This is a genomic window from Duganella sp. BJB1802 (assembly GCF_013369445.1).
GTDB lineage: Bacteria > Pseudomonadota > Gammaproteobacteria > Burkholderiales > Burkholderiaceae_D > Rugamonas > Rugamonas vulcania_A.
Map to the genome: position 1 here is coordinate 624,714 of NZ_JABWEF010000001.1, position 24,497 is coordinate 649,210.

Annotated in this window: 21 protein-coding genes and 1 tRNA gene; 9 read left to right on the forward strand and 13 right to left on the reverse strand. The window is 63.6% G+C overall.

Features of this window, described 5'->3' with window-relative positions; all coding sequences use genetic code 11:
- Window positions 1-79: 79 nt before the first annotated feature.
- From rng to HUX88_RS02900, 9 genes are read right to left on the reverse strand one after another with little or no spacing between them, the layout of a single operon-like run.
- Window positions 80-1,546: a ribonuclease G gene (rng, locus tag HUX88_RS02860; RefSeq protein WP_117011899.1), complete on the reverse strand. Its 1,467-nt coding sequence runs from the start codon at window positions 1,544-1,546 to the stop codon at window positions 80-82.
- A 44-nt stretch (window positions 1,547-1,590) separates the two neighbouring features.
- On the reverse strand, window positions 1,591-2,211 hold the full coding sequence (locus HUX88_RS02865) for a nucleoside triphosphate pyrophosphatase (protein WP_176360738.1): 621 nt from the start codon (window positions 2,209-2,211) through the stop codon (window positions 1,591-1,593).
- A gap of 11 nt (window positions 2,212-2,222) precedes the next feature.
- Window positions 2,223-2,693: a 23S rRNA (pseudouridine(1915)-N(3))-methyltransferase RlmH gene (gene rlmH / locus HUX88_RS02870; protein WP_008451768.1), complete on the reverse strand. Its 471-nt coding sequence runs from the start codon at window positions 2,691-2,693 to the stop codon at window positions 2,223-2,225.
- Between the two features lie 6 nt (window positions 2,694-2,699).
- Entirely contained in the window at window positions 2,700-3,386 is a 687-nt protein-coding gene (gene rsfS / locus HUX88_RS02875; protein ID WP_117011897.1) for a ribosome silencing factor, read from the reverse strand.
- Window positions 3,387-4,046 carry a nicotinate-nucleotide adenylyltransferase gene (locus HUX88_RS02880; RefSeq protein WP_176360804.1) on the reverse strand — a complete coding sequence of 220 codons (660 nt, stop codon included), beginning with the start codon at window positions 4,044-4,046 and terminating at the stop codon, window positions 3,387-3,389.
- A 2-nt stretch (window positions 4,047-4,048) separates the two neighbouring features.
- Window positions 4,049-4,963, reverse strand: coding sequence for an oxygen-dependent coproporphyrinogen oxidase (gene hemF, locus HUX88_RS02885; RefSeq protein WP_176360739.1), 915 nt, complete (start codon window positions 4,961-4,963; stop codon window positions 4,049-4,051).
- A 6-nt stretch (window positions 4,964-4,969) separates the two neighbouring features.
- The gene (gene purD, locus HUX88_RS02890) at window positions 4,970-6,238 is read right to left on the reverse strand and encodes a phosphoribosylamine--glycine ligase (RefSeq protein ID WP_176360740.1); all 1,269 of its coding nucleotides are present in this window, start codon (window positions 6,236-6,238) and stop codon (window positions 4,970-4,972) included.
- 6 nt (window positions 6,239-6,244) lie between these two features.
- On the reverse strand, window positions 6,245-6,970 hold the full coding sequence (locus HUX88_RS02895) for a YebC/PmpR family DNA-binding transcriptional regulator (protein ID WP_117011893.1): 726 nt from the start codon (window positions 6,968-6,970) through the stop codon (window positions 6,245-6,247).
- A 51-nt stretch (window positions 6,971-7,021) separates the two neighbouring features.
- Entirely contained in the window at window positions 7,022-8,131 is a 1,110-nt protein-coding gene (locus HUX88_RS02900; protein WP_229213043.1) for a glycosyltransferase family 9 protein, read from the reverse strand.
- Window positions 8,132-8,269: 138 nt separating this feature from the next.
- On the opposite strand from HUX88_RS02900, the gene HUX88_RS02905 reads away from it, so the two are divergent.
- Complete coding sequence (locus HUX88_RS02905; RefSeq protein ID WP_176360741.1) at window positions 8,270-10,789, forward strand: alkaline phosphatase; 2,520 nt, start codon at window positions 8,270-8,272, stop codon at window positions 10,787-10,789.
- 150 nt (window positions 10,790-10,939) lie between these two features.
- Window positions 10,940-11,848, forward strand: coding sequence for a DMT family transporter (locus tag HUX88_RS02910; protein WP_176360742.1), 909 nt, complete (start codon window positions 10,940-10,942; stop codon window positions 11,846-11,848).
- 26 nt (window positions 11,849-11,874) lie between these two features.
- On the opposite strand, the gene HUX88_RS02915 is transcribed toward HUX88_RS02910, so the two are convergent.
- Window positions 11,875-12,921, reverse strand: a complete 1,047-nt coding sequence (locus tag HUX88_RS02915; protein ID WP_176360743.1) for an RNA-guided endonuclease TnpB family protein — start codon at window positions 12,919-12,921, stop codon at window positions 11,875-11,877.
- A 119-nt stretch (window positions 12,922-13,040) separates the two neighbouring features.
- Here HUX88_RS02915 and HUX88_RS02920 point away from each other — a divergent pair, with 119 nt between their 5' ends.
- The 3 genes from HUX88_RS02920 to HUX88_RS02930 all read left to right on the forward strand — a co-directional run bounded on the left by HUX88_RS02920 (window position 13,041) and on the right by HUX88_RS02930 (window position 14,742).
- Complete coding sequence (locus HUX88_RS02920; RefSeq protein WP_176360744.1) at window positions 13,041-13,427, forward strand: methylglyoxal synthase; 387 nt, start codon at window positions 13,041-13,043, stop codon at window positions 13,425-13,427.
- A gap of 41 nt (window positions 13,428-13,468) precedes the next feature.
- A complete protein-coding gene (locus HUX88_RS02925; RefSeq protein ID WP_176360745.1) occupies window positions 13,469-14,443 on the forward strand; it encodes a quinone oxidoreductase in 975 nt (324 codons plus the stop codon).
- Between the two features lie 119 nt (window positions 14,444-14,562).
- Window positions 14,563-14,742 (forward strand): CsbD family protein, encoded by a 180-nt coding sequence (locus tag HUX88_RS02930; RefSeq protein ID WP_176360746.1) that lies wholly within the window; start codon window positions 14,563-14,565, stop codon window positions 14,740-14,742.
- 45 nt (window positions 14,743-14,787) lie between these two features.
- Here HUX88_RS02930 and HUX88_RS02935 read toward each other — a convergent pair whose 3' ends face one another.
- Window positions 14,788-15,459 carry a DUF4136 domain-containing protein gene (locus HUX88_RS02935; RefSeq protein ID WP_176360747.1) on the reverse strand — a complete coding sequence of 224 codons (672 nt, stop codon included), beginning with the start codon at window positions 15,457-15,459 and terminating at the stop codon, window positions 14,788-14,790.
- Window positions 15,460-15,669: 210 nt separating this feature from the next.
- Between HUX88_RS02935 and pepN the strand changes: the two genes are divergently transcribed.
- From pepN to HUX88_RS02950, 3 genes are all read left to right on the forward strand, one after another.
- Window positions 15,670-18,336 carry an aminopeptidase N gene (gene pepN / locus HUX88_RS02940; protein ID WP_176360748.1) on the forward strand — a complete coding sequence of 889 codons (2,667 nt, stop codon included), beginning with the start codon at window positions 15,670-15,672 and terminating at the stop codon, window positions 18,334-18,336.
- A gap of 42 nt (window positions 18,337-18,378) precedes the next feature.
- Window positions 18,379-19,380 (forward strand): class 1 fructose-bisphosphatase, encoded by a 1,002-nt coding sequence (locus HUX88_RS02945; RefSeq protein ID WP_117011885.1) that lies wholly within the window; start codon window positions 18,379-18,381, stop codon window positions 19,378-19,380.
- A 106-nt stretch (window positions 19,381-19,486) separates the two neighbouring features.
- Window positions 19,487-19,562 (forward strand) — tRNA-Thr (locus HUX88_RS02950).
- Window positions 19,563-19,946: 384 nt separating this feature from the next.
- Here the strand turns inward: HUX88_RS02950 and HUX88_RS02955 are convergent.
- Entirely contained in the window at window positions 19,947-20,738 is a 792-nt protein-coding gene (locus HUX88_RS02955; RefSeq protein WP_229219164.1) for a LytTR family DNA-binding domain-containing protein, read from the reverse strand.
- Window positions 20,735-21,883, reverse strand: a complete 1,149-nt coding sequence (locus HUX88_RS02960; protein ID WP_176360749.1) for a sensor histidine kinase — start codon at window positions 21,881-21,883, stop codon at window positions 20,735-20,737. Before HUX88_RS02960 ends, HUX88_RS02955 begins: the two co-directional genes overlap by 4 nt.
- A gap of 242 nt (window positions 21,884-22,125) precedes the next feature.
- On the opposite strand from HUX88_RS02960, the gene HUX88_RS02965 reads away from it, so the two are divergent.
- Entirely contained in the window at window positions 22,126-24,336 is a 2,211-nt protein-coding gene (locus HUX88_RS02965; protein WP_176360750.1) for a TonB-dependent siderophore receptor, read from the forward strand.
- Window positions 24,337-24,497: the final 161 nt, after the last annotated feature.

The window sequence follows — 24,497 nt, forward strand, 5'->3', positions numbered from 1 at the left end:
TCGTAGTTCGCAAGCACAATGGACTCCTCACGAAAATCAGAGTGCGAGCGCGTTGTCCCAGCTGATCCTGGCGGTTAGGTCACATCAAAATCACGTCGTACTGCTCCTGATGATAAGCAGTCTCCACCTGCAGCGAGATCTTCTTGCCGATGAAGTCGCCCAGCATCGCCAGGTGCTGCGATTCCTCTTCCAGGAACATGTCCACCACCTCCTGCGAGGCGAGGATGCGGAACTCGCGCGGGTTGAACTGCTTGGCTTCACGCAGCAGTTCGCGCAGGATCTCGTAGCAGATGGTGCGCGACGTCTTCACCTGGCCCTTGCCGGCGCACGCCGGGCACGGTTCGCACAGGATGTGCGCCAGCGATTCGCGGGTGCGCTTGCGCGTCATCTCCACCAGCCCCAGCGCCGAGAAGCCCGACACCGACACCTTGGTGCGGTCGCGCGACAGGGTCTTCTTCAACTCCTGCAGCACCGCGTTGCGGTGCTCGGTGTTCTCCATGTCGATGAAGTCGAGGATGATGATGCCGCCCAGGTTGCGCAGCCGCAGCTGGCGCGCGATCGCGTGCGCCGCCTCCAGGTTGGTCTTGAAGATGGTGTCGGCGAAATTGCGCCCGCCGACGAAGCCGCCCGTGTTGACGTCGATGGTGGTCATCGCCTCGGTCTGGTCGACGATCAGGTAGCCGCCGGACTTGAGGTCCACGCGCCGCCCCAGCGCGCGCAGGATCTCTTCCTCCACGCCGTACAGGTCGAACAGCGGCCGCTCGCCCGTGTAGTGCTGCAGGCGCGGCAGCACGCCCGGCGTGTAGGCCAGGCCGAATTCCTGCAGCTTCAGGTAGTTCTCGCGCGAGTCGACCTGGATGGTGGCGGTGTCGTCGTGCACGAAGTCACGCAGCACGCGCTGGGCCAGGCTCAAGTCCTGGTGCAGCAGGGTGGTGGCCGGCTTGGTCTTGGCGCCGTGCAGGATCGCGCCCCAGGTCTTGCGCAGGTATTCGACGTCGGCCGCGATGTCGGAGTCCGACGCGTCCTCGGCCTGCGTGCGTACGATGTAGCCGCCTTTCTCCTCCGGCGGCAGCAGGCTTTGCAGCCGCGCGCGCAACGCTTCGCGCTCCGCTTCCTTTTCGATCTTCTGCGAGATGCCGATGTGGGCGTCCTGCGGCAGGTAGACCAGCATGCGGCCGGCGATCGAGATCTGGGTCGACAGCCGCGCGCCCTTGGTGCCGATCGGGTCCTTGATCACTTGTACTGTTAGCACCTGGCCGTCGAACAGGATTTTTTCAATCGGGGTGGGTGCGGCGTTCTGGCCGCCGTCGTGCGGGCGGGCTTCCCAGATGTCGGCCACGTGCAGGAAGGCCGCGCGTTCCAGGCCGATGTCGATGAAGGCCGACTGCATGCCGGGCAGCACCCGCACCACCTTGCCCGAGTAGACATTGCCTGCCAGGCCGCGCGTGAGCGTGCGTTCGATGTGCAGCTCTTGCACGGCGCCCTGCAGGATGAGGGCGACCCGGGTTTCCTGCGGGGTGATGTTGATCAGGATGTCTTCGTTCATGCTCGGCTTCTGTAGGGGCTGTGAACGACGATCATACACGCCGCTCAGGGCAGCGGCAAACCCGCCTGGCGCAGCAGTTGGACGGTTTCATACACCGGCAGGCCCATGATGCCGGAATGGCTGCCGGTGATGTGTTCGATGAACGCGGCGGCCGGGCCCTGGATGCCGTAGGCGCCGGCCTTGTCGTAGGGCTCCTGGGTGGCGCAGTAGGCGGCGATGGCGGCCGGCGACAGCACGCCGAAGCGCACCTCCGACACCTGCGTGACCTGGCCGGCGAAATCGGCCGAGTGCGCGGCGATCGAGGTCAGCACCTGGTGCGTGCGGCCGGACAGCTGCTGCAGCATGGCGATGGCTTCGTTGGGCGTGGCCGGCTTGCCGAGGATGGCGCCGTCGATGGTGACGGTGGTGTCGGCCGCCAGCACCACGCGCGGGGCCATGCGGCGGCGCACCACCAGGTCCGCCGCGAAGGCGGCTTTTTCACGGGCCACGCGGGCCACGTAGTCGAGCGGCGCCTCGCCGGGCAGCACCTCCTCGGTGACGTCGGCGCCGCGCGGGCCGTCGCTGCGCAGCAGCAGCAGTTCGAAATCGATGCCGACCTGGCGCAGCAGTTCGCGCCGGCGCGGGCTCTTGGAGGCGAGGTAGATCTTTTTGTCGACCGGTTTCATATGGTTTTGTTTTAAACGCGGTGATACGGATGGTTCTGGGTGATCGACCATGCACGGTACAGCTGCTCGGCCAGCATGACCCGCACCATACCATGCGGCAGCGTCATGCTGGAAATGCGGATCAAGCCCTCGGCGCGCGCCTTCAGCTCGGGATCGAGGCCATCGGCGCCGCCGATCAGGAAGGCCGTGTCGCGGCCGTCCTGCTGCCAGGCTTCCAGCTGCTGCGACAGACCGACCGAGGTCAGGTCCTTGCCGCGTTCGTCGAGGGCGATGATGCGTACGGACTTGGGCAGCGCCGCCTCGATGCGCTCGCGTTCGAGCGCCATCGCGGTGGCGGCGGTCTTGCTGCCCGAACGGTCGACCGGCTTGATTTCCTTCAGCACGATCTTCAGTTCCGGCGGCATGCGCTTCGCGTATTCGGCGAAGCCCGTTTCTATCCAGGCCGGCATTTTATGGCCGACCGCAGCGATGATCAGCTGCATGCCCGATTACTCTTCGACTTTTTTGATGCGCTTGATGACGGTCTTGACCGGCGCTTCGTCGGCCTTAGGCTTGGCCACTTTACGCTTAGGCGGCAGGGCCTTCAGCGCTTCGGCGGCGGCGACGGCGGACTTGGTCTTGCCGACCTTGATGGTTTTACCGGCTGGCACAGCGGCAGCCTTCTTGGCGGCCGGCTTCTTCGCGGCGGCCGGCTTGGCGGCGGCGGCTTTGCGTGCCGGGGTTTTCTTTTCGATGACCGGGGAGGCGTCGACCGCTTTTTTGCCGGCGGCCAGGTGGCTGCTGACTTTCTTCGGTGCGTCGGCTTCCTCGCCTTCCTTGGTCGACTTGCGCTTGGCGGCGCCCAGCTTGACCGGCTTGTCGCCCCAGATCTCTTCCAGGCGGTAGTAGGCGCGGATCGGCGCCTGCATGATGTGGACGATCATGTCGCCCAGGTCGACCAGCACCCATTCACCGGTGTCCTCGCCTTCCATGCCGTAGACGTCGCCGCCGGCGGCCTTGACCTTGTCGCGCACCGAGGCGGCCAGCGCCTTGGTCTGGCGGTTGGAGGTACCGGACGCGATGGCGATCCGGTCGAACAGGCTGGTCAGATGGGTGGTATCGAACAGGGCGATGTCTTGGGCCTTGACGTCTTCGAGGGCGTCAACGACGAGGGATTGCAGTTTTTTGATGTCCATTTAGCTTTTGTATAGATTGTGTTGTTCAATATAGTCTAGCACTAGCGGCGGGATAAGCGAGTTTGCCGATTCCCCCCGTTGTAATGCCGCACGTATTTCGGTGGCGGAGATATCCACCGCGAAGTCTTGTGCCAGATAAGTCAGACCGTGCGGCGTGTTGCGGATTTGTTCAGGCGTTCCCAGACGGCGGGAAATCGCCTCGGCCACTGCCGGCGGAAGGCCGGCGGTGGCCAGGTTAAAGCCAGGGCGGGCCGCTACGCAGATATGGGCGTAGTCGAACAGCGCCTGCCATTCATGCCAGGTGTCGAGCCGCTGCAGCTGGTCGGCGCCCATCAAGAAGCTGATGGAGGCCGATGCACCCAGTTCGGCGCGCACCTGGCGCAGCGTGTCGATGGTGTAGGTGGCCAGTCCCTGTTCGCCGCGCTCGATTTCCTGCATGTCGACCGCGACGCCGTACGGGGCGCCGGCAAAAGCCAGCGCCACCATCTCGGCGCGCTGGCGGGGCGTCGCCTTCAGGGTGGACTTCTGCCATGGCAGGCCGGCGGGGATCACGCGCAACTGGTCCACCTGCAGCAGTTGCGCGAAGTGCGCGCCTAGTGCGACGTGACCGTGATGCACCGGATCGTAGCTGCCTCCCAGCAGTGCGACGCGGTAGGCCATCGTCACGCGGCGAGCCAGTCGCGATGCGGCAGGAAGTCGCTGTACAGCGCCGCCTCCGGGCTGCCCGCTTCGGGCTCCCAGCGGTAGCGCCATTTGACGATGGGCGGCATCGACATCAGGATCGCCTCGGTGCGGCCGCCCGACTGCAGGCCAAACAGCGTGCCGCGGTCGAACACCAGGTTGAACTCGACGTAGCGCCCGCGGCGATAGGCCTGGAAGTCGCGTTCGCGCTCGCCGTACGGCGTGTCCTTGCGGCGTTCCAGGATGGGCTGGTAGGCCTTGATGAAGGCGTCGCCGACGCTTTGCATCATGGCGAAGCTTGGCTCGAAGCCCGCTTCGTTGTAGTCATCGAAGAAGATGCCGCCGACGCCGCGCGCTTCCTGGCGGTGTTTCAGGTAAAAATACTCGTCGCACCATTTCTTGAAGCGCGGGTGCAGGTCGCCGCCGAACGGCGCCAGCGCATCGGCGCAGGTTTGGTGGAAGTGCTTCACATCCTGCTTGTCGCCGTAGTAGGGCGTCAGGTCCATGCCGCCGCCGAACCACCATGCCGGTTCGCCGCTGGCGGTGGTCGTGGTGAAGAAGCGCACGTTCATGTGCACCGTCGGCGCGTACGGATTGCGCGGATGGATCACCAGCGACACGCCCATCGCTTCCCACGGATGGCCGCCCAGGTCCGGGCGGTGCGCGGACGCCGACGGCGGCAGCTTGGCGCCCATCACGTGCGAGAAGTTGACGCCACCGCGTTCGATGACGTTGCCTTCCTCGATCAGGCGCGAAATGCCGCCGCCGCCCTCGGGCCTCTCCCACGCGTCGCGCAGGAAGGGTTTGCCGTCGACGGCCTCCAGCGCCTGCACGATGCGATCTTGCAGGTCGAGCAGGTAGGCCTTGACGGCGCCGGGGTTCGGGAGGGACGACATCTGGTCCTAGTGCTTCAGGCCGCGCCAGCCGATGTCGCGGCGGCACTGCATGCCGTCGAACGAAATCTGGTCGACCACTTCGTAGGCCTGCTTCTGGGCGATCTTGATGCTGTCGCCCAGGCCGACCACGCACAGCACGCGGCCGCCGGTCACCTGCAGATGGCCGCCCACGTCGGCGGTGCCGGCGTGGAAGGTCACGGATTCCGGCGTCTCGGCCGGGATGCCGTCGATGACGGCGCCCTTGAGCGGCGCGTCCGGGTAGCCGGCGGCCGCCAGCACCACGCCGACGGCGGTGCGGCGGTCCCATTCCAGCTCGACCTGGTCCAGCGTGCCGTTGACGGCGTGTTCCATCACCGCCACCAGGTCGGTCTTCAGGCGCGACATGATCGGCTGCGTTTCAGGGTCGCCCATGCGGCAGTTGAATTCCAGCGTGCGCGGATTGCCCTGGGCGTCGATCATCAGGCCGGCGTACAGGAAGCCGGTGAAGACGATGCCGTCCTTCGCCATGCCGGCGATGGTCGGGTTGATGATCTCGCGCATCACGCGGGCATGCATGGCCGGTGTGACGATCGGCGCAGGGGAGTACGCGCCCATGCCGCCGGTGTTCGGGCCTTCGTCGTTGTCCTTGAGGCGCTTGTGATCCTGGCTGGTGGCCAGCGGCAGGATGTTTTTGCCGTCGCACATGACGATGAAGCTCGCTTCCTCGCCTGCCAGGAATTCCTCGATGACGATGCGCGCGCCGGCGTCGCCGAAGCGGTTATCGGCCAGCATGTCGTCCACCGCGCGGTGGGCTTCTTCCAGCGACATCGCCACCACCACGCCTTTGCCGGCGGCCAGGCCGTCGGCCTTGATGACGATCGGTGCGCCGTTGGCGTCGATGTAGGCGTGCGCTTGCGCCACGTCCGAGAAGGTCTGGTACTTGGCGGTCGGGATGCCGTGGCGCTGCATGAAGGCCTTGGCGAAGTCTTTCGACGACTCCAGTTGGGCCGCTTCTTTGGTCGGGCCGAACACCTTCAGGCCGCGCGCGCGGAACAGGTTGACGATGCCGCCGGCCAGCGGAGTCTCCGGGCCGACCACGGTCAGTCCGATGTGCTCCTGCTCGACGAAGGTCGCCAGTTCGTGCAGGTCCGTGATGTTGACGTTGACCAGGCGCGGATCGCGCGCGGTGCCGCCGTTGCCGGGGGCGACGTAGACCATCTGGATGCGTTCCGATTGCGCCAATTTCCAGGCCAGCGCGTGTTCACGGCCGCCGGAGCCGACTACCAATATTTTCATAAATCCTCAGTCTTCGATCAGCGTGTTGGAATAGACTTCCTGGACATCGTCCAGCGCTTCCAGCGCGTCCAGCAGTTTTTGCATCTTGACGGCGTTGTCGCCGGTGAAGACGGTCTCGGTGTCCGGCTTCATGATGATCTCGGCCACTTCGGCCTTGAAGCCGGCCGCTTCCAGCGCATCCTTGACGGTCGCGAAGTCGTGCGGGTTGCACAGTACTTCGAAGCCGCCTTCATCGTCGGCCACCACGTCTTCGGCGCCCGCTTCCAGCGCCACTTCCATCAGCGCGTCCTCGTTGGTGCCGGGCGCGAACAGGAACTGGCCGCAGTGCTTGAACATGAAGGCCACCGAGCCTTCGTTGCCCATGTTGCCGCCGTTTTTGTTGAAGGCGTTGCGCACTTCAGCCACGGTGCGTACGCGGTTGTCGGTCATGCAGTCGACGATGACGGCCGCGCCGCCCACGCCGTAGCCTTCGTAGCGGACCTCTTCGTAGGCCGCGCCGTCCTCGCCGCCGGTGCCGCGGGTGATCGCGCGTTGCACGTTATCCTTCGGCATATTGGCGTCGGCCGCCTTGTCCACGGCCAGGCGCAGGCGCGGGTTGGAATTCAGGTCGCCGCCGCCCATGCGCGCAGCCACGGTGATTTCCTTGATGAGACGGGTCCAGATCTTGCCACGTTTAGCGTCGGTTGCTGCTTTTTTGTGCTTGATATTGGCCCATTTGCTGTGTCCAGCCATGTTCGGTCTTCCTTCGGCGGTAAGTCATTGGTGTGCGGTGAGGGCGGTATTCTAGCATAGGGGCCAGCTCAAAACCTTTTCCATCACCTCTGGCAGCTCGATTTTCGTTACCCACGCGTCCATTTCCTTGACCAGGATGACGGCGCTGTTTTCCTGGTCGATCGGCACCCATTCCGGGTTGTTTTGGCGCATCAGGGCGATCACCGGCACGTGGACCGCGTTCGCCAGGTGCATCACCGCCGTTTCCACCGTGATGATCAGGCTGCACAGGCTGAGCACGGCCGGCAGCTGGAAGAAGTTGTCCACCGCCGAGAACAGGTGGGTGTCGGGCGGCGCCAGGCGGTCGTACAGGGCCTGGGCGTTCGCCATGTCTTCCGGCACAACGTTGACAATAAAGCCAGCTTCGCGCCACTTGGGCTGGGCGCGCATCTGCTCGATCAGCTCGAAGGCGCGCTCCAGCGGCCAGCAGCGCTCTTCGCCCTTGGAGTAGGCGTTGATGAAGACCACCTGCGGCGGCAGCTTCCATGTGGCGAATTGATCGCGCGCATAACGCATCCACTGGTCGGGGATCTGGATGGTCGGGTAGCGGTCGGCCTTAGGGATGTCGATGCCGAAGGCGGTCTGGAACCATTGGGCGTAGATGTCGCTCACGTGCGGCACGTCGCGTTCCTGCGACTCGTACAGCGGCATGGTGGCGTTGAATTTCAGGATGCTGAGCTTTTTCGACAGCTCGAAGAAGCGGTACTTCTGCTTCTTCAGGCCGACGATGAAGCCGCGCGGGCTGATCTCGCGCGTCAGGCGCGCGTAGCGGTGGCAGGCCATGTGCGTCAGCGAGACGACGATCGGATACTCCTCGCGCTGGGCCTTGGCGATCGATTGCGCGTGCAGGGCGGGGCTGTAGTTCTGGGTGTAGGTCTGGTCGATGTAGGGGCTGGCGGTGAGCCAATCGTACAGCGAGTAGTTCTTCAGGTGCGGCCAGTCCTCGGGGTTGTCCGAGCGCCGGCGTTCGTCCACCCACAGGTGGATCTGCAGATGGGGGTGGGCCTGCTTCAGCGCGCGAAAGCACATTTGCATGTAGGTGAAGTCGCCGATCGCCATGTGGGTGACGACCAGGATTTTGTCTGCCTTGGCGAGCAGTGGTGCGGGTATCAATTGTTTCATGTCGCGGGCTGGCAATAAAAATAAGTCAAGACGGTAACACGTTGTCGGCTCTAGAGGCAGGCCTCCACTTTTTGTAGGGAAGCTGTCATATCCTCCTGCTACGATTTTTCTTTTACATAACTACAAGACGGAGTACACATGGATAGGCGGCAGTTTCTGAAATTCGGCGGTTTTGTCACGGTATCGGTGGCCTCGGGCGCAGGCCTGAGCGCTTGCGGCGGCAGCAGCGCCGCACCGGGCAGCGATTTGCCACCGGCCAGCGGCGCCTGGAAATTCCCGCAAAGCGTGGCCTCCGGCGATCCGCACGCCGACAGCATCATGCTGTGGACGCGCGCCGTGCCGGCATCTGCCGACAATGTCGCCGCCGCCACCGGCAGCGATGCCGCCATCCGCCTGGTCGTGACCGCCGTGGATAATAGCAGCTCGCTGGGCGGCGCCGTGGCCCTGAGCGGCGCCACCGTGGCCGACGTGACCCTGCCGCTGCAGGTCAAATACGACAACACCGTGCGCCACAAGCTGACCGGCCTGTCGGCCGGCACCACCTACTACTACCAGTTCATCGCCGGCGACAGCCGCTCCAACGTCGGCCGCTTCAAGACCGCGCCGGCCGTTGACGCCGACGTCTCGCAGCTGCAGTTCGCGTACATGACGTGCCAGGACTGGAGCGTCAACCACTGGGGCGCGATGAGCAGCATCGCGGGCGAGAACCTGGACTTCATCGTCCACTTGGGCGACTACATCTACGAGACCGTGGGCGACTCCTTCCAGCTGGGCGCGGTCGAATCGCGGCACGACGCGCTCGCGCTGCCGGACGGCGCCTTCAAGAGCGGCACCTCGGGCGCCAAGTACGCCACCACGCTGGCCGACTACCGCTACCTGTATAAGAAGTACCGCACCGACAGCCGCCTGCAGGCGCTGCACGAGCGCTTCGCCTTCATCGCGATCTGGGACGACCACGAGTTCTCGGACGACGCCTGGCAGGATGCGCAGACCTACGACGGCAGCTTCAACGCCGACGGCTCGGACCTGCACCAGACGGGCCGCCGCCGCAACGCCAACCAGGCCTGGTTCGAGTACATGCCGGCCGACGTCGACTTCGACGCGGCCAGCACCGGCTTCCAGAACATCAAGATCTACCGCGATTTCCAGTTCGGTAAGCTGATGCAGCTGGTGATGACCGACGAGCGCCTGTACCGCGCCGACCACGTGATTCCGGAATCGTCGATCAATCCGGCCACCGGCCAGGCGCTGGGCCGCATCGGCTCGCGCTACCTGGTGCCGCAGGATTTGTTCAACACGGTCGAGGCGCAGAAGATGGCCGGCGCCACCACCATCGGCCTGGAACCGCTGGCCACCGTGACCATGCTGGGCACCACGCAGCGCCAGTGGTGGATGGACAAGATGAAGGCCGCCACCGCGACCTGGAAACTGTGGGGCAATGAAGTGTCGCTGCTGCGCATGGGCCTGAACGGCGTGGACGCCATCGCGACCCTGCTGGCGCTGAACGCGGTGCCGACCATCGCCGCGTCGATCGGCAGCACGGCCGCCGCCGTCGGCGGCAACTTCCCACTGGCCTCGGCGATCGTCGCTGCAGCCACTGCGGGCGCCGCGGCGGCCGTGGCACAGCAGGGCGGCGGCGCGATCATGCAGGCCTACGCCACCGCCGGCAGCACGCCGGAGGCGCAGGTGGGCGCGGGCGTCAAGGCCGGCCTGACGGTGGCGCAGGCCACCATCGCGGTGGCCGCGTACAGCCGCGTCTACATCGCCGCCAGCGGCATCGTCGCCTCGACGCCTGCCGCGCTGGCGGGCACCGGCGCGCAGACCATCGCCTTCGGCTACATCAAGCCGGACATCCAGGCCAAGAAGATCGACTCGCCGTTCGTGGCGGCGTCGGGCAAGAAGGCGGCGCTGGCGCCGTTCTTCACGCGCTTCCTGCTCAACTGCGACCAGTGGGACGGCTACAACAGCGAGCGCAAGGCGCTGATGGCGCATTTGAAGACCAACAGCATTGGCAACGTGGTGGCGATCACCGGCGACATCCACGCCTTCTTCGCCGGCACCGTCAGCGACGACTACGACGCCACCGGCGGCGGCACGCCGGTGATGGTGGACCTGGTGTCGGCCGGCATCAGCTCGGATTCGTTCTTCAGCTACCTGCGCGACGCGGCGTCGGCGCTGGGCGACATCGCCACGCTGGTGGCCTACCCGCTGGCGATCCCGGTCACGGGCCTGGGCACCCTGAACATCTCGATCGACCTGTTGGACTACACGATGGGCAAGGCCGCACCGACCGTGGCCAGTTTGGCGGAGCAGGTCCGCGTGCAGGTGCGCGGCGCGCTGGCCGCCAAGGGCCTGCCGGAAGCGCAGCTGGACGCGACCACCGGCGCGGTGCTGGCCGGGCTGCAGGCCAGCAGCGACTTCAGCGTCTCGTTGCTGGCGCTGGCGCAGCAGCTGTCGGGCCTGGGCAACAACCCGTGGATCAAGCATCTGAACACCGATGCGCAGGGCTACACGCTGGTCACGCTCACGGCGGGCAAGATGGTGGCGCAGTTCAAGCAGGTCAACCGTCTGGTGGGCGCCAGCGCCCCGGCCAGCGTAGTGGCCCGCGTGACCACCGCCACCGTGACTGCCGGCTCGGCGGCCGTGGCCATCAGCTAAGGCTCCTCGTCGCTCCCGCGAAAGCGGCGGTCCGCCGTCGCGGAGCCCATACGGCGCGAGATCGGATGCTGTGTATGGGTTCCCGCCTGCGCGGGAACGACGTTTTGGGCCTCGCCAGCGGCGCTGTCCGTTTGCCCGTACAATTCCGGTATGGAAAAAAGCATCACGGACAGCGCGCCGGCGCGCGCCGCCTATCTGGGCGGACTGGGTATCGCCATCGGCGGGGCGGTTCTGTTCTCGACCAAGGCGGTGGTGGCCAAGCTGCTCTACCGCTATCACATCGACGCCGTCACCCTGATCGCTTTCCGCATGATCTTCTCGCTGCCGGTGTTCGCCGCCATCGCGCTGTGGAAGATGCGTACCGAGGCGCCGCTCACCAGCAACGACCGCTGGCGCTTGGTCGGCCTCGGACTGGTCGGCTACTACCTCTCCAGTTTCCTCGACTTCCTCGGCCTCCAATACATCTCGGTCGGCCTCGAACGGCTGATCCTGTTCCTGACGCCCACCTTCGTGCTGCTGATCTCCTCCACGCTGCTCAAGCAGCACATCAGCCGCAAGCAGTGGCTGGCGCTGCTGATCTCCTATTGCGGCATCGTGTTCGTCTTCCTGCACGACCTGCACAGCGGCAGCCAGAACGTGGTGCTGGGCGCCTTGCTGGTCACCGGCTCGGCCGCCGCGTATTCGGTCTACCTGCTGCTGTCGGGCGAGATGGTGCGCCGGCTCGGCGCGCTGCGGCTGGTGTCGTATGCGATGTGCGTCTCCAGCGCCGCCTGCATCGGCCAGTTCTTCCTGCTGCGGCCCGCCTCCGGTCTGATTCAGCCGCTGCCGGTGTACGGCCTGTCGCTGGTCAACGGCATCCTGTGCACCGTGATGCCGGTGTTTATGACCATGGCCGCCGTCGAGCGCATCGGCGCCGGCACCGCCTCGCAGGCTGGTATGATCGGCCCCGTTTCAACGCTGTTCCTGGGCGCGCTGCTGCTGGGCGAGCCCGTCACCTCCTGGCAGTTGGGAGGCACCGTGCTGGTGCTGGCCGGGATTTATCTGCTGTCAAAAAAATAGGATCAAGACTTGACGTCCTCTCCGCCCTAAAGGGCGGAGATTCCTACTACTAGCGTCGCACGTCCGCGACGGAGAATATTGACCGCAGCATTGAGATCACGATCATGTACAGCACCGCAATCGCTACAGCACCACTCTCTTACTCCAAGGTCTGCGATACCTTTCGGCCGCGTATCGGGCAAAGCGCCGCAATTCGAGCAGACCTGGGTGGTGAAACGTTCGTCGACTTCCTCGAACCAGGCGCCATGCTTAACAGTCTTGTACGCCAGTTGTGTACGGAAGGACGACCAGCCGGCATCGTAGACCGACTTTGCCATGCTGGTTTTGGCGAGGCCCTGCGCGTTGACATTGCCGACCACGATATAGTCGAAGGCGGCGATGATCGCGCTGGTATGGGTGTGCAGAAAATTGAGTCTGCGGTTGGCGATCTTGGCGTGGATGGCCTTGATACGCCGCTTCTTGCGTGCGCGCTGGGCGCATGCCAGCGCCGCCTCGGCCTCCCGGTAAAAGCGAGGTGCCTCGATCATGCTGCCGTCGCTCAATGTCGCCAGCGTCTTCAGGCCCAGATCGATGCCGACCCCGCGCACGGGGGCGCGGACCGGCGCGGGCTCCACCTCGACGACGATATTGAGGAACCAGTTGCCGCGCCGATCGCGCGAAAAGTTGGTGCCATCGAGGATTTTCCCGTCCGGCAGCGGGCGCGAGTAAAACACACGAAACGTGCGGCCAGCGAATCGGAAGGCGTTGCCTTCGCGTTTGAGTTCACGTCCCTTCAACGGCACCCAGCCCATCGCCTTGCGGCCGCGATAGCGCAGGTAAGGCCGGTGCGACAGGGCGCGCGAACTGGCGTAGCGCTGACAAATGTCGTTGATCGTGCCAGAATGCAGACCAAGCTCTTTGGAACACCCGGTGGTCAGCTTGATCAGGTCAAACCCCGTACGCCAGCGCTGACCGAAGCGCAACGCGTCCTTTTGCCGGTCGTTGCAGTAGTTCCAGACGAAATTGACCGTCCGTGCTTGCTGGTTCAGCAGGCCGGTCAAGGATTTGACACGATATCGATAAACCAGGTTCATATTTATTTGACCACCACGGAACGCATGAGTTCCGTGTTTTCTTCCCGCGCACCGACTCCTGCGGAGTCGGGTCCTTTAACTCCTCGTCCTGAAGGACGAGGTTTCTCGGAACAATTCTGATGAAAACCCGTATTGCCCTGATTGCCCACGACAAGAAAAAAGACGACATGATCGCCCTGGCCGCCGAGTACAAGGACTTCCTGGCCACCTGCACGCTGACCGCGACCGGCACCACCGGCGGCCGCCTGATCAACGAGCTGGGACTGACCGTGGACCGCAAGCATTCAGGTCCGTTCGGCGGCGATTTGCAGATCGGCTCCATGCTGGTCGAGGGCGGGATCGACTGCGTGATCTTCCTGCGCGATCCAATGACGCCGCAGCCGCACGAACCGGACATCAACGCGCTGGTGCGCGCCTGCGACGTGCACAACACGCCGTGCGCCACCAACGTCTCGTCGGCGCACCTGGTGCTGTCGCAGCTGCAGCTGCGCGCCGCCACCGCCTGACCGGCGCTACACTTTTCGCATCGAGCACAACGGAGGTACACATGACCAAGGCAATCCGCATCAACCGCTTCGGCGGCCCCGAGGTAATGGAACTGGTGGACGTGGAGCTGGGCCCGCCCGGCCCCGGCGAAGCGCAGGTGCGCCATGAGGCGATCGGCCTGAACTTCATCGACGTGTACCACCGCACCGGCCTGTATCCGCAGCCGCTGCCGGCCGGCCTGGGCATGGAGGGCGCCGGCGTGGTGGAGGCGGTGGGCGAGGGCGTGACCGAGGTGCAGGTGGGCGACCGCGTGGCCTATGCGGGCCGGCCGATCGGCTCCTACGCGCAGGCGCGCAACATGCCGGCCGCGCAGCTGCTGGTGCTGCCGGAGAAAATCGGCTTCGACACGGCGGCCGCGATGATGCTGCAAGGGTTGACGGTGCAGTACCTGCTTCACCGCACGGTGGCGCTCAAGGCCGGCGACACCATCCTGTTCCACGCGGCGGCCGGCGGCGTCGGGTTGATCGCCTGCCAGTGGGCCAGGGTGATGGGCGTGACCTTGATCGGCACGGTGGGCTCGGAGGAGAAGGCGGCGCTGGCCACCGAGCACGGCGCGCACCATGTCATCAACTACAACAAGGAAAACTTCACCGAGCGGGTGAAGGAGATCACCGGCGGCAAGGGCGTGACGGCGGTGTACGACTCGATCGGCAAAGATACGTTCATCGGCTCGCTGGACTGCCTGCGGCCGCTGGGCACGATGGTCAGCTTCGGCAATGCGTCGGGACCGGTGCCGCCGTTCAGTTTGACCGAGCTGGCCAATCGCGGCTCGCTGTACATCACGCGGCCGTCGATGATGGCCTACCTGTCCACCCGGGCGGAACTGGAAGCGGCGACCAAGTCGCTGTTCGGCGTGGTCGGCAGCGGCGAGGTGAAGGTCGAGGTCCGCCAGCGCTACGCCCTGGCCGATGTGGCGCAGGCCCACACCGAACTGGAAGCGCGCAAGACCACGGGCTCGTCCATCCTGTTGCCATAAGCTATGGCCGAACGCGGCCGGCTTTGTGTACGCGAGCGTACCGAATTAAAACCGCCGGGCCGCTATGCTGTTCTCCGTGCCCAAGCTATTCCAGCTTGGGCCCCTACAGGAGCAACATCATGAACAAAGACCAAGTCGAAGGCAAACTGAAAGACATCAGCGGCAAAATCCAGGAAGAAGTTGGCGATCTGATCGACAGCCCGGAACAGGAAGCCAAAGGCCTGCAAAAGCAGGCTGAAGGCAAGCTGCAAGGGAAAGTCGGCGACCTGAAGGAAGCCGTGCACATCGCCACCAAGTAATCGGCGAGCCACGAAAAAAATGCGCCTTGCGGCGCATTTTTTTTGTCAGCCGGCCTTGGGCGGCGTGGCGTCGACCGTTTCGGTCTTCGGATCGATGGTCAGGTCCACCTTGCGCGGCACCCCGTTCACGCCGGGGAAGCCGGTGAAGGCGCTTTGCACCAGCGCCGGCATCACATGCGGCGTGGCCTGCACGCGGCTGGTGTTCTGCACGGTCACGTCGTACAGCTTGCGGCCGTCGATGGTGTTGATGGTCACGCGCAGCTGGCGCTGGTACTCATGCTTGATGCGCTCCTCCACCATCATCGGACCGTAGTAGCGGAACGGATCGTAGAAGTATGGACGATAACCCCAGCGCGAATACCCCCAGCTGTAACGGCCATAGCCCGGACCCCAATACGGCCCCATGAAGGGATCATCCGCCTCCAGCACCCGCACCGGATGGTCGATGGTGCTGAATTTCATGCCGACAAGCAACTTCGGCTGCTGGTTGCCGGCCGCCTGGTGGAAGCCCAGCTTGCCCAGTTCATTGCTCACAAGCACTTGATAATTGCGGTATTCCAGCGTGTCGTCCGCGCCCTGCGGCGCTTCGAAGGCATAGGATTTGTCCTGCAGGTCGGCCGGCCAGGCGTTGAAGGCCGTGACGTCGCTGTGGATGGTGGTGGCGCAACCGCTCAGCAGCATGACTGCTGCGGTGGCCAGTAAGGCGAGATATTTCATGATGTTGCCTCTCTCGGTAACAGACGGTATTTTACAAATCTAAGTTTACGACGGCGGCTTCGCCCTTGCATGATTATTACAGAATGTTACGGCAAGGTGGAAACCAGCAACTTATCTGCCGCCGATCCGGGCCGGCTCAGGCAATTCGCCCGTCCTCCGGCGGCTGGTATTGGTAAAATAGGCTTTTGCTTACGTCACCAGAGTCCTCCAATGCGCACAGACAGCAGTCCACAGACGATATTCCGCAAAGATTACACCCCTCCCGCCTACCTGGTTGATACCGTTGAACTCGGCTTCGACCTGGATCCCGACCGCACCGTGGTGGCCAACCGCATCACCATGCGGCAGAACCCGGCCAGCAAGAGCCGCGACATCGTGCTGCACGGCGAGGAGATCGAACTGGTGGCGCTGCGCCTGAACGGCAAGACGCTGGCGCCGACGGAATACCATCTGAACGGCAGCACGCTGACCATCCGCAAGGCCCCGGCCAAGGCGGTGCTGGAGATCGAAACGCTGTGCGCGCCGGTGCAGAACACCAGCCTGTCCGGCCTGTACGTCTCGAACGGCAATTTCTTCACGCAGTGCGAGGCCGAGGGCTTCCGCCGCATCACCTATTTCCCGGACCGTCCGGACGTGATGGCCAAGTACACCGTGATGCTGCGCGCCGACAAGGCCGCCTATCCGGTGCTGCTGTCGAACGGCAACCTGATCGAAGAGGGCGAGCTCGGCGACGGCCGCCACTACGCCAAGTGGGAAGACCCGTTCAAGAAACCGTCCTACCTGTTCGCGCTGGTGGCCGCGCGCCTGGTGTGCCAGGAGGAGCGCTACACGCTGCAGTCGGGCCGCGAGGTGCTGCTGCAGGTGTGGGTGGAGGAGGGCAATCTCGACAAGACCGACTACGCCATGCAATCGCTGAAGAACTCGATCCGCTGGGACGAGGAACGCTTCGGCCTGGAGCTGGACCTGGACCGCTTCATGATCGTCGCCGTGGGCGACTTCAACATGGGCGCGATGGAGAACAAGGGCCTGAACATCTTCAACACCAAGTTCGTGCTGGCCAACCCGCGCGTGGCCACCGACATCGACTACGCCGGCATCGAAGCCGTGGTCGGCCACGAATACTTCCACAACTGGACCGGCAACCGCGTGACCTGCCGCGACTGGTTCCAGCTGTCGCTGAAGGAAGGCCTGACCGTGTTCCGCGACCAGGAATTCAGCGCCGACATGATCGGCACCGACAGCGGCCGCGCCGTCACCCGCATCGACCAGGTGCGGACCTTGCGCCAGGCCCAGTTCCCGGAGGACGCCGGCCCGATGTCGCACCCGGTGCGGCCCGACTCCTTCGTCGAGATCAACAACTTCTACACCGTCACCGTGTATGAAAAGGGTGCCGAAGTGGTACGCATGTACCAGACCCTGGTGGGCCGCGACGGCTTCCGCAAAGGCATGGACCTGTACTTCAAGCGCCACGACGGCCAGGCCGTCGAATGCGACGACTTCCGCGCCGCCATGGCCGACGCCAACGGCCGCGACCTGCGCCAGTTCGAGCGCTGGTACTCGCAGGCCGGCACGCCCATCGTCACCGCGCGCACGCGCTACGACGCCGTCAAGCGCAACTTCGACATCATCCTCAGCCAGCGCTGCCCGGCCTCCGCCGGCCAGGCCGACAAGCTGCCGTTCCACATCCCGGTGGCGGTCGGCCTGCTGAGCGCCAGCGGCAAGGACCTGCCGCTGACGCTGGAAGGCGGCAAGCACGCCAAGGGCGCCACCACGGTCGTGCTGGAACTGACCGAGCAGGAGCAGATCTTCCGCTTCCGCCACGTCGACGAGCGGCCCACGCCATCGATCCTGCGCGACTTCTCGGCGCCGGTGATCCTCGAATACGACTACACCGACGACGAACTGCTGCACCTGTTCAGCCACGACAGCGACCCGGTCAACCGCTGGGAAGCGGGCCAGCGGCTGGCGATGGAGCGCCTGCTGAAGCTGACCGCGCAAGTGGCGGCCGCCGGCGGCAGCGACGCCGGCCTGAAACTGGACGCCACCTTCATCGACGCCCAGCGCGCCGTGCTGACCGACGACACGCTCGATCCGGCCTTCCGCGAACTGGCGCTGATCCTGCCGTCGGAAATCATCATCGCCGAGCAGATGGACGTGGTCGACCCGCAAGCCATCCACGTGGCGCGCCAGTTCATGCGCCGCACCATCGGCGCGGCCCTGAAGAGCGAGCTGCTGGCGCAATACCACGCCAACCAGACGCCCGGCGCCTACAGCCCGGACGCTCTGTCGGCCGGCAAGCGCGCGCTGAAGAACCTGTGCCTGTCCTACCTGATGGTGGCGCCGGACATGGCGGAACTGAAGCTCGCGCAGCAGCAGTTCGAAAAGGCCGGCAACATGACCGACCGCTCCGCCGCGCTGGTCTCGATGATCCACAGCGGCGCCGAAGCGGGCCCGTACCTGAAGGCCTTCTATCAGGACTTCGAACACGAGGCGCTGGTGATCGACAAATGGTTCGCCATGCAGGCCGCCGCGCCGACCACCAACGTGGCCGCCGTGCGCAAGCTGATGCAGCATCCGGCCTTCACGCTGAAGAACCCGAACCGTGCGCGCAGCCTGATCTTCAACTTCACCAGCGCCAACCCGTCGCAGTTCCACGCGGCGGACGGCAGCGCGTATGAATTCTGGGCCGAATTCGTCATCAAGCTCGACGCGATCAACCCGCAGGTGGCGGCGCGCCTGGCGCGCGGCATGGACCGCTGGCGCCGATACGCGCCGGCGCTGCAGGCCAAGATGAAAAAGGCGCTGGAAAAAGTCGCCGGCCGCGCCAAGCTGTCGAACGACGTGCTGGAAGTGGTCACCAAGGCGCTGGCCAATTAAGCATAACAATTTATACGATTTATATTCAACGCAAGGGAAACCATGAAACGCATCAGCCTCACACAATACCTGGTGGAAGAACAGCGCCAGAACAACTCGATCCCGGCCGAACTGCGCCTGCTGATCGAGGTGGTCGCACGCGCCTGCAAAACCATCAGCCACTCGGTGGGCAAAGGCGCGCTGGGTGAAGTGCTCGGCACCGCCGACACCGAGAACATCCAGGGCGAAGTGCAGAAAAAGCTGGACATCATCTCCAACGAAATCCTGCTGGAAGCGAACGAATGGGGCGGCCACCTGGCAGCGATGGCGTCGGAAGAGATGGAATCGATCCACCCGATTCCGAACCGCTATCCAAAAGGCGAATACATGCTGCTGTTCGACCCGCTGGACGGCTCGTCGAACATCGACGTCAACGTCTCCATCGGCACCATCTTCTCGGTGCTGAAGGCGCCGGAAGGCATGGGCCAGCCGACCGAGGCCGACTTCATGCAGGCAGGTACCAAGCAAGTGGCCGCAGGCTACGCCGTGTACGGCCCGCAGACCATGCTGGTGCTCACCACCGGCAACGGCGTCAACTGCTTCACGCTGGACCGCGAGATGGGTTCGTGGGTGCTCACGCAGCGCGACATGCAGATTCCGGCCAAGACCAAGGAATTCGCGATCAACATGTCGAACCAGCGCCACTGGCACGCGCCGGTGCAGCGCTACGTCAGCGAACTGCTGGCCGGCGACACGGGCCCGCGCGGCACCAACTTCAACATGCGCTGGATCGCCTCGATGGTGGCGGACGTGCACCGCATCCTGAACCGCGGCGGCATCTTCATGTACCCGGCCGACACGCGCGACACGTCGATGCCAGGCAAGCTGCGTTTGATGTATGAGGCGAATCCGATGGCGTTCATCGTCGAACAGGCGGGCGGCGCGGCCACCGACGGCCAGAACCGCATCATGGAGATCCAGCCGCACAAGCTGCACCAGCGCGTGCCGGTGTTCCTGGGTTCGCGGGACGAAGTGGCGGTGGTGACGGGCTACCACGCGGGCTGAGAAGCTTCAAAACCGCACAAAGCAATGATATTTTTGCAGCATGGCTAAAATTTATCGTGCAGGGACTAGCGTGTAGCAAGAAATATTTGTTAGAATGTGCGACTTCGCCGCTTTAGCTCAGTTGGTAGAGCAGTTCATTCGTAATGAAAAGGTCGCCAGTTCGATTCCGGCAAGCGGCACCAGAACACAGCAGTAAGAAATACAAAGAAGTCTAAAAACCCGCTCTCCTCATAGGAGAAGCGGGTTTTTTGTTGTCCTTGAAAATCCGAGGGGTTAACATAAAATTAAGGACGTATACCGACAATTTTGTCGGTATCTCGTTGCTGAGCTCGATTTCGTATACCGACAGAGGGAGGCTCCCATGGCACTCACCGACACCTTTGTTCGTGTGGCCGCGTCGGCCCGGAACTCCGGCGTGTATGTGGTTGATTTCATGTTTTCACTCCCTTTGACAAGTTTATCAAGGGGAATTGTCCGAAAATGTCAGGCTACCTCAGTCGGCGATGCCTTCCAGATTGCAGATGTCGATGCGGTAAGAAAGGCTGGCTTCCATTGCACATCTCCCTTCAATCCACCGACAGCAGTTTGCGCACCTTGGCAAGATGCCTCTCGCTGACCGGCACCAAGCTTGCGCACCGTAGTCTCAGAGTGGGCGCGCCGTCGGCGCTGGTGCGAAGCGCTACTATCTGGTCCAGGCGCACAAGCACGCTGCGATGGACTCGCACGAAAACCGCCGGATCGAGGTGACGCTCCAGCGTGCTGATGGGGACACGATGTAGCACGCGACGCTGCGCCAGGTGCAGTTCGACGTAGTTCCCGGCCGCCTCGATGTACGAAACTTCCTCAAGTTGCACGAGGTCGATGCGACCGACTGAGCGGACGTTCAACTGGCGCAGATATACGGGGGCCTGGCCCTGTGCCTGCTGTTGCGACGCGGACCAGTCTCGCAGAGCGCCGGAGTGGGCGGCCAACTGGCGCTGCGTAATCAATGCGTCGGCGCGCGCTAGTGCTTTCGCGAGATCGGCGTCGTCGAGTGGTTTGAGCAGGTAATCCAGCGCGTGGACCCGGAACGCCTCCACCGCGTGGGTATCGTAGGCTGTCACAAAAATGACGAGCGGCGGCGACGGTTGCTGCGCAAAGTCGTGGGCCAGCGCCAATCCGGATTCGCGCGGCATGCGGATGTCCAGGAACACCAGGTCGACCGTTTGCGTGGCGAGGAACGAGCGCGCCTGAGCCGCATCGGCACATTCGCCGGCTATCTCCCATGATGCATGCGCGCCGAGTGCTAAGCGCAGATTGATGCGGCCAGGCTCTTCGTCGTCGACAATCAGCACCCGCCGGCGGATTTCCTCCATCATGCCGCCTCGACATCCATGGGTAGGTGCGTGGGCAAATGCAGGATGGCCGAGAAGAAGCCGTCGGCCTTGTCGATGGCCAGGCTGGCTGTCCCGCCGTACGCGTTGTGTAGGCGCTCCCTGACGTTGGAGAGTCCGATGCCAGCGCCTGGGTTGGGCAACGCGCTGGGCATTATGGGATTGGTAATGTGCACCTTGAGCGCTTGCCCCATCTTGGCAAAAACGATCGTCACTGCGCCGGGTTCCATCGCCGCGTCCAGGCCGTGGCGCAGCGCGTTTTCCACGAGCGGTTGCAGCAGCAGGGCAAGGCAGTCTGCGCGCAGCACGTCGTCGCTGTCGCCTTCGATGCGAACTTGCAGACGCTCGCCGTAGCGCAGACGCTGCAAGGCCAGGTAGTCGCGTGTGAATTGCAACTCGTCGGCGACAGTCACCCACTCGCTCTGGCTGGTGGCCAGCGCGTAACGCAGCAGGCTGCTCAGCCGGGTGATGCCGGACAGCGCCATTTCGGGATTGTTCGAGCGGACCAGGGCGCTGATGGCGTTGAGCGCGTTGAACATGAAGTGCGGCTCGAGCTGTCCTCGTAAGGTCTGCAGCTTCTGCTCTTCGAGGGCCAAGCGTAGCGTGAGATTGTCGTGCTCGGCCTGGCGCCATATCTGTTCCCGCTGCCGGTGCCTGTGCCAGATACAGAAGGCGACCACGCCGATATATGTCCCGCTCGTCCAGGCGAATTCAATGAACCAGCCAAAGCGCGGCATTTCCAGTACGCGCCTCCACAGGTCAAACGATAAGGACCAGCCATGTTCGATGCGGTCGTGCGCGACGGTGAAGAGCAGTTCGCACGGCAGAAACAGTACCAGCACAAGCAGATAGCCGATCGCCACGCGCTTTGCACTGACGAACCATTCCGGCTGGCGGCGATTGAACAGGTGCAGTGCAACGCCTAGCAGGAAGACGGGAACGTGGGCCCAGCACCATGTGGTGAGCAAAGCGGAGAACGCGGTGTGGTCCTGACGCCGCAAGGCATCGCTGTAGGCTCCGGCCGCGCCGATCAGGCACAAGGTAAGCCAGAACAGCGCATTCGATACCACGATCCGGGCAACGGGGAAGCGCGTCGACAGGCGCGAAAACGTACGGAGGAGTGGCTTCATGGCTTGAGAGTATAGCAGCCAACCTTCTCGCCAAACGGCGGTGGTGGGAGCGTTCGTCACGCGGCTATCCGCGTTGGTCACTTGCCGTCCCGCCCAGCCGTGCGCCTTCATATACTGCCGTCACAGGCAACCGCTAAGCCGCATCTTTTTGCACCAGAGGGCTTGGTGGCCAGTCTCCGCCACCTCCGGGAGCGCCTGCAATTTCGAGCATTGATTTGATTTTCCCACTCAAGAGTGTACCCATGAAGCGATTGATTCTTGTTGCCGGCCTGTTCGTAAGCATATCCATGACACTGGCCACCTCGTCAGTGCATGCCCAGCAATCCGCGACCACCAAGAACGTTGCGGCGTTCACGGACGACAAGGACTCGAAGGACAGCAAAGTGCAGCAGATCGCGGTGCGTGGCTCGCTCGACGCCTATGATCCGCGCCACGATGACACCGCCAGCAAGATCGTGGTCAACCACGACGAGATCGTAAAGTATGGTGATACTAATGTGCTCGATGTTCTCAAGCGTGTGCCTGGGGTGACGGTCAGTAGTAACGGCGGACGCGGCAGCGAGGTGCAAATGCGCGGCCTGGGCGGAGGATATACACAGGTCCTGATCAATAGCGAAAAAGCCCCGCCGGGCTTCACTCTAGATTCGCTGTCCCCTGACGTCATCGAGCGAATCGAGGTGTTGCGCGCCGCCAGTGCGGAATTCTCGACCCAGGCGATTGCCGGCACCATCAACATTGTGCTGAAGAAAACAGTCAAGGCCGGGCGGCGTGAGCTGAAGCTCGGTTATTCGCACGCTCACGACACCAACGGACCAAACGCCAGCTTGCAGTTCGACGACACGGCGGGCGCCCTGTCCTGGTCGATCCCGGTCAATGTCGTGCGCGAGCGCTTTGCGCGCGCAGTGCAGAATGTCGAGGAGCATGCTGATCCAGTCGGCAGCCAGGACGGCCGTCGCCTGGGCAAGCTGCCTCAGGACGGGCGCGTCACGCGGCTCAACCTGAGCCCGCGCCTGATCTGGAGCCTCGACAACGGCGACAAGGTGGTCTCCCAAACCTTCTTCACGATGGGCCACTTCCAGAATGCCGTCCACACGCTGATCACCACCGAGCTGGGCCCGCCGCCGGATTATCCCAACCTTGAGCAGACCATGAGCAACGACAATAACCTGCTGCGCGAGGAAGTCAACTGGACCCACAAGTATGCCTCCGGCACCAAGCTCGATACTAAACTGAGTGTGACCTCCGGTTCCGCCTCCAATATGATTTACCGCATGATGGATGGCAGCCCGGGAGTGGGCACGCTGCATGAGCTGGTCCGGTCGGACAACAATGTGCGCGGCTTCAATACGATGGGCAAAGTCACCAATGCCAGCTGGGAAGGCCACGCGCTCGCCTTGGGCTGGGACGGCGGCTACATGAAATCGCATGACGCGCGCCTGGTCCGCGACGCCTACCAGCCAGACGTGTCGCTCCCTGGTGGCGACGAGTTTTACACCTCCGATATCGCGCGCCTGGCGGTGTACATCCAGGACGAGTGGAACGTCACGCCACAGTGGTCGGTCTACATCGGCGCACGATGGGAAGGCATCCAGACCCGGGTCGAAGGCAATACGTTTGCGGACTCGGACAACCGTTCGAGCGTCTTCAGCCCTATGTTGCAAACGCTGTACAAGCTGCCCAACACGACAGGTGACCAGTTGCGCTTCGCGCTCAACCGCACCTACCGCGCGCCCACCGTGCAAAGTCTGATTCCGCACCGCTTCACCTCAGCCAACAACAGTCAGACCAATCCCGATTCGATCGGCAACCCGGACCTGCGGCCGGAACTCGCGTTCGGCATCGAGAGCAGCTGGGAGCATTACTGGGGCGAGGGCGCGCTGGTATCGGTCAGTGCGTCGGCCCGCAACATAGACAATAGCACGCGCAACCAGACCGTGTTCGACGGTGGCCGCTGGGTCTCGCTGCCAATGAACACCGGCCGCGCCCGCACGCATGGGTTGGAGCTGGAGGCTAAGTTCCCATTGAAGGTGCTGACCGCTACCACCACCGCGCTCGATCTGCGCAGCAGCCTGTCGCGCAACTGGTCGCGCGTCGATGCGATCCCCGGACCGAACAATCGTTTGCTGAATCAGACTCCGCTGTCGGTTACGCTAGGCGCCGACTATAAGCTCGACGCCGTCACGACTGGCGGCAGCTTCGTCTTCAAGCAAGGCGGAGAAGTGCGGGTGTCGGACGCCCAAGTCACCTACGAGAGTGCGCGCCGCGATCTTGACCTGTACGTGCTGTGGAAGTTGACTCCGCTGACCCAGCTGCGCGTGGCCGGCTCCAATCTGCTTGGCCAAGATTATATCTACGAAAGCAGTTACACCGTAGCGAGCAGCGGCACGCAGCGCAGCCGCACCATCTATCCGGGCTGCCCGATGTTCCGTGCGACTCTGGAAATGAAGTTTTGAGCACTTTAAAAATTTCGTTTGAAAACAGATCGTCACCTTCTGGCTGGTTACGATCTGCGAGCCCTGCCATCCAGTAACGTAGTCAACTAGTACCCCGAGAAGGGATTAAATCGGCTCAGCGTGGGAATTCGTGAGTTTTGTAGTTAAGCAAATTGCTATCC

Bases quoted from the DNA above. Each gene is read 5' to 3' on its own strand.
- HUX88_RS02865 (WP_176360738.1), bottom strand. From the start codon at position 2,211: ATGAAACCGGTCGACAAAAAGATCTACCTCGCCTCCAAGAGCCCGCGC.
- rsfS (WP_117011897.1), bottom strand. From the start codon at position 3,386: ATGGACATCAAAAAACTGCAATCCCTCGTCGTTGACGCCCTCGAAGAC.
- HUX88_RS02920 (WP_176360744.1), top strand. From the start codon at position 13,041: ATGAAAACCCGTATTGCCCTGATTGCCCACGACAAGAAAAAAGACGAC.
- HUX88_RS02895 (WP_117011893.1), bottom strand. From the start codon at position 6,970: ATGGCTGGACACAGCAAATGGGCCAATATCAAGCACAAAAAAGCAGCA.
- pepN (WP_176360748.1), top strand. From the start codon at position 15,670: ATGCGCACAGACAGCAGTCCACAGACGATATTCCGCAAAGATTACACC.
- HUX88_RS02880 (WP_176360804.1), bottom strand. From the start codon at position 4,046: ATGGCCTACCGCGTCGCACTGCTGGGAGGCAGCTACGATCCGGTGCAT.
- HUX88_RS02945 (WP_117011885.1), top strand. From the start codon at position 18,379: ATGAAACGCATCAGCCTCACACAATACCTGGTGGAAGAACAGCGCCAG.
- HUX88_RS02925 (WP_176360745.1), top strand. From the start codon at position 13,469: ATGACCAAGGCAATCCGCATCAACCGCTTCGGCGGCCCCGAGGTAATG.
- HUX88_RS02955 (WP_229219164.1), bottom strand. From the start codon at position 20,738: ATGATGGAGGAAATCCGCCGGCGGGTGCTGATTGTCGACGACGAAGAG.
- HUX88_RS02935 (WP_176360747.1), bottom strand. From the start codon at position 15,459: ATGAAATATCTCGCCTTACTGGCCACCGCAGCAGTCATGCTGCTGAGC.
- rng (WP_117011899.1), bottom strand. From the start codon at position 1,546: ATGAACGAAGACATCCTGATCAACATCACCCCGCAGGAAACCCGGGTC.
- rlmH (WP_008451768.1), bottom strand. From the start codon at position 2,693: ATGCAGCTGATCATCGCTGCGGTCGGCCATAAAATGCCGGCCTGGATA.
- hemF (WP_176360739.1), bottom strand. From the start codon at position 4,963: ATGTCGTCCCTCCCGAACCCCGGCGCCGTCAAGGCCTACCTGCTCGAC.
- purD (WP_176360740.1), bottom strand. From the start codon at position 6,238: ATGAAAATATTGGTAGTCGGCTCCGGCGGCCGTGAACACGCGCTGGCC.
- HUX88_RS02915 (WP_176360743.1), bottom strand. From the start codon at position 12,921: ATGAACCTGGTTTATCGATATCGTGTCAAATCCTTGACCGGCCTGCTG.
- HUX88_RS02960 (WP_176360749.1), bottom strand. From the start codon at position 21,883: ATGAAGCCACTCCTCCGTACGTTTTCGCGCCTGTCGACGCGCTTCCCC.
- HUX88_RS02930 (WP_176360746.1), top strand. From the start codon at position 14,563: ATGAACAAAGACCAAGTCGAAGGCAAACTGAAAGACATCAGCGGCAAA.
- HUX88_RS02965 (WP_176360750.1), top strand. From the start codon at position 22,126: ATGAAGCGATTGATTCTTGTTGCCGGCCTGTTCGTAAGCATATCCATG.
- HUX88_RS02910 (WP_176360742.1), top strand. From the start codon at position 10,940: ATGGAAAAAAGCATCACGGACAGCGCGCCGGCGCGCGCCGCCTATCTG.
- HUX88_RS02905 (WP_176360741.1), top strand. From the start codon at position 8,270: ATGGATAGGCGGCAGTTTCTGAAATTCGGCGGTTTTGTCACGGTATCG.
- HUX88_RS02900 (WP_229213043.1), bottom strand. From the start codon at position 8,131: ATGAAACAATTGATACCCGCACCACTGCTCGCCAAGGCAGACAAAATC.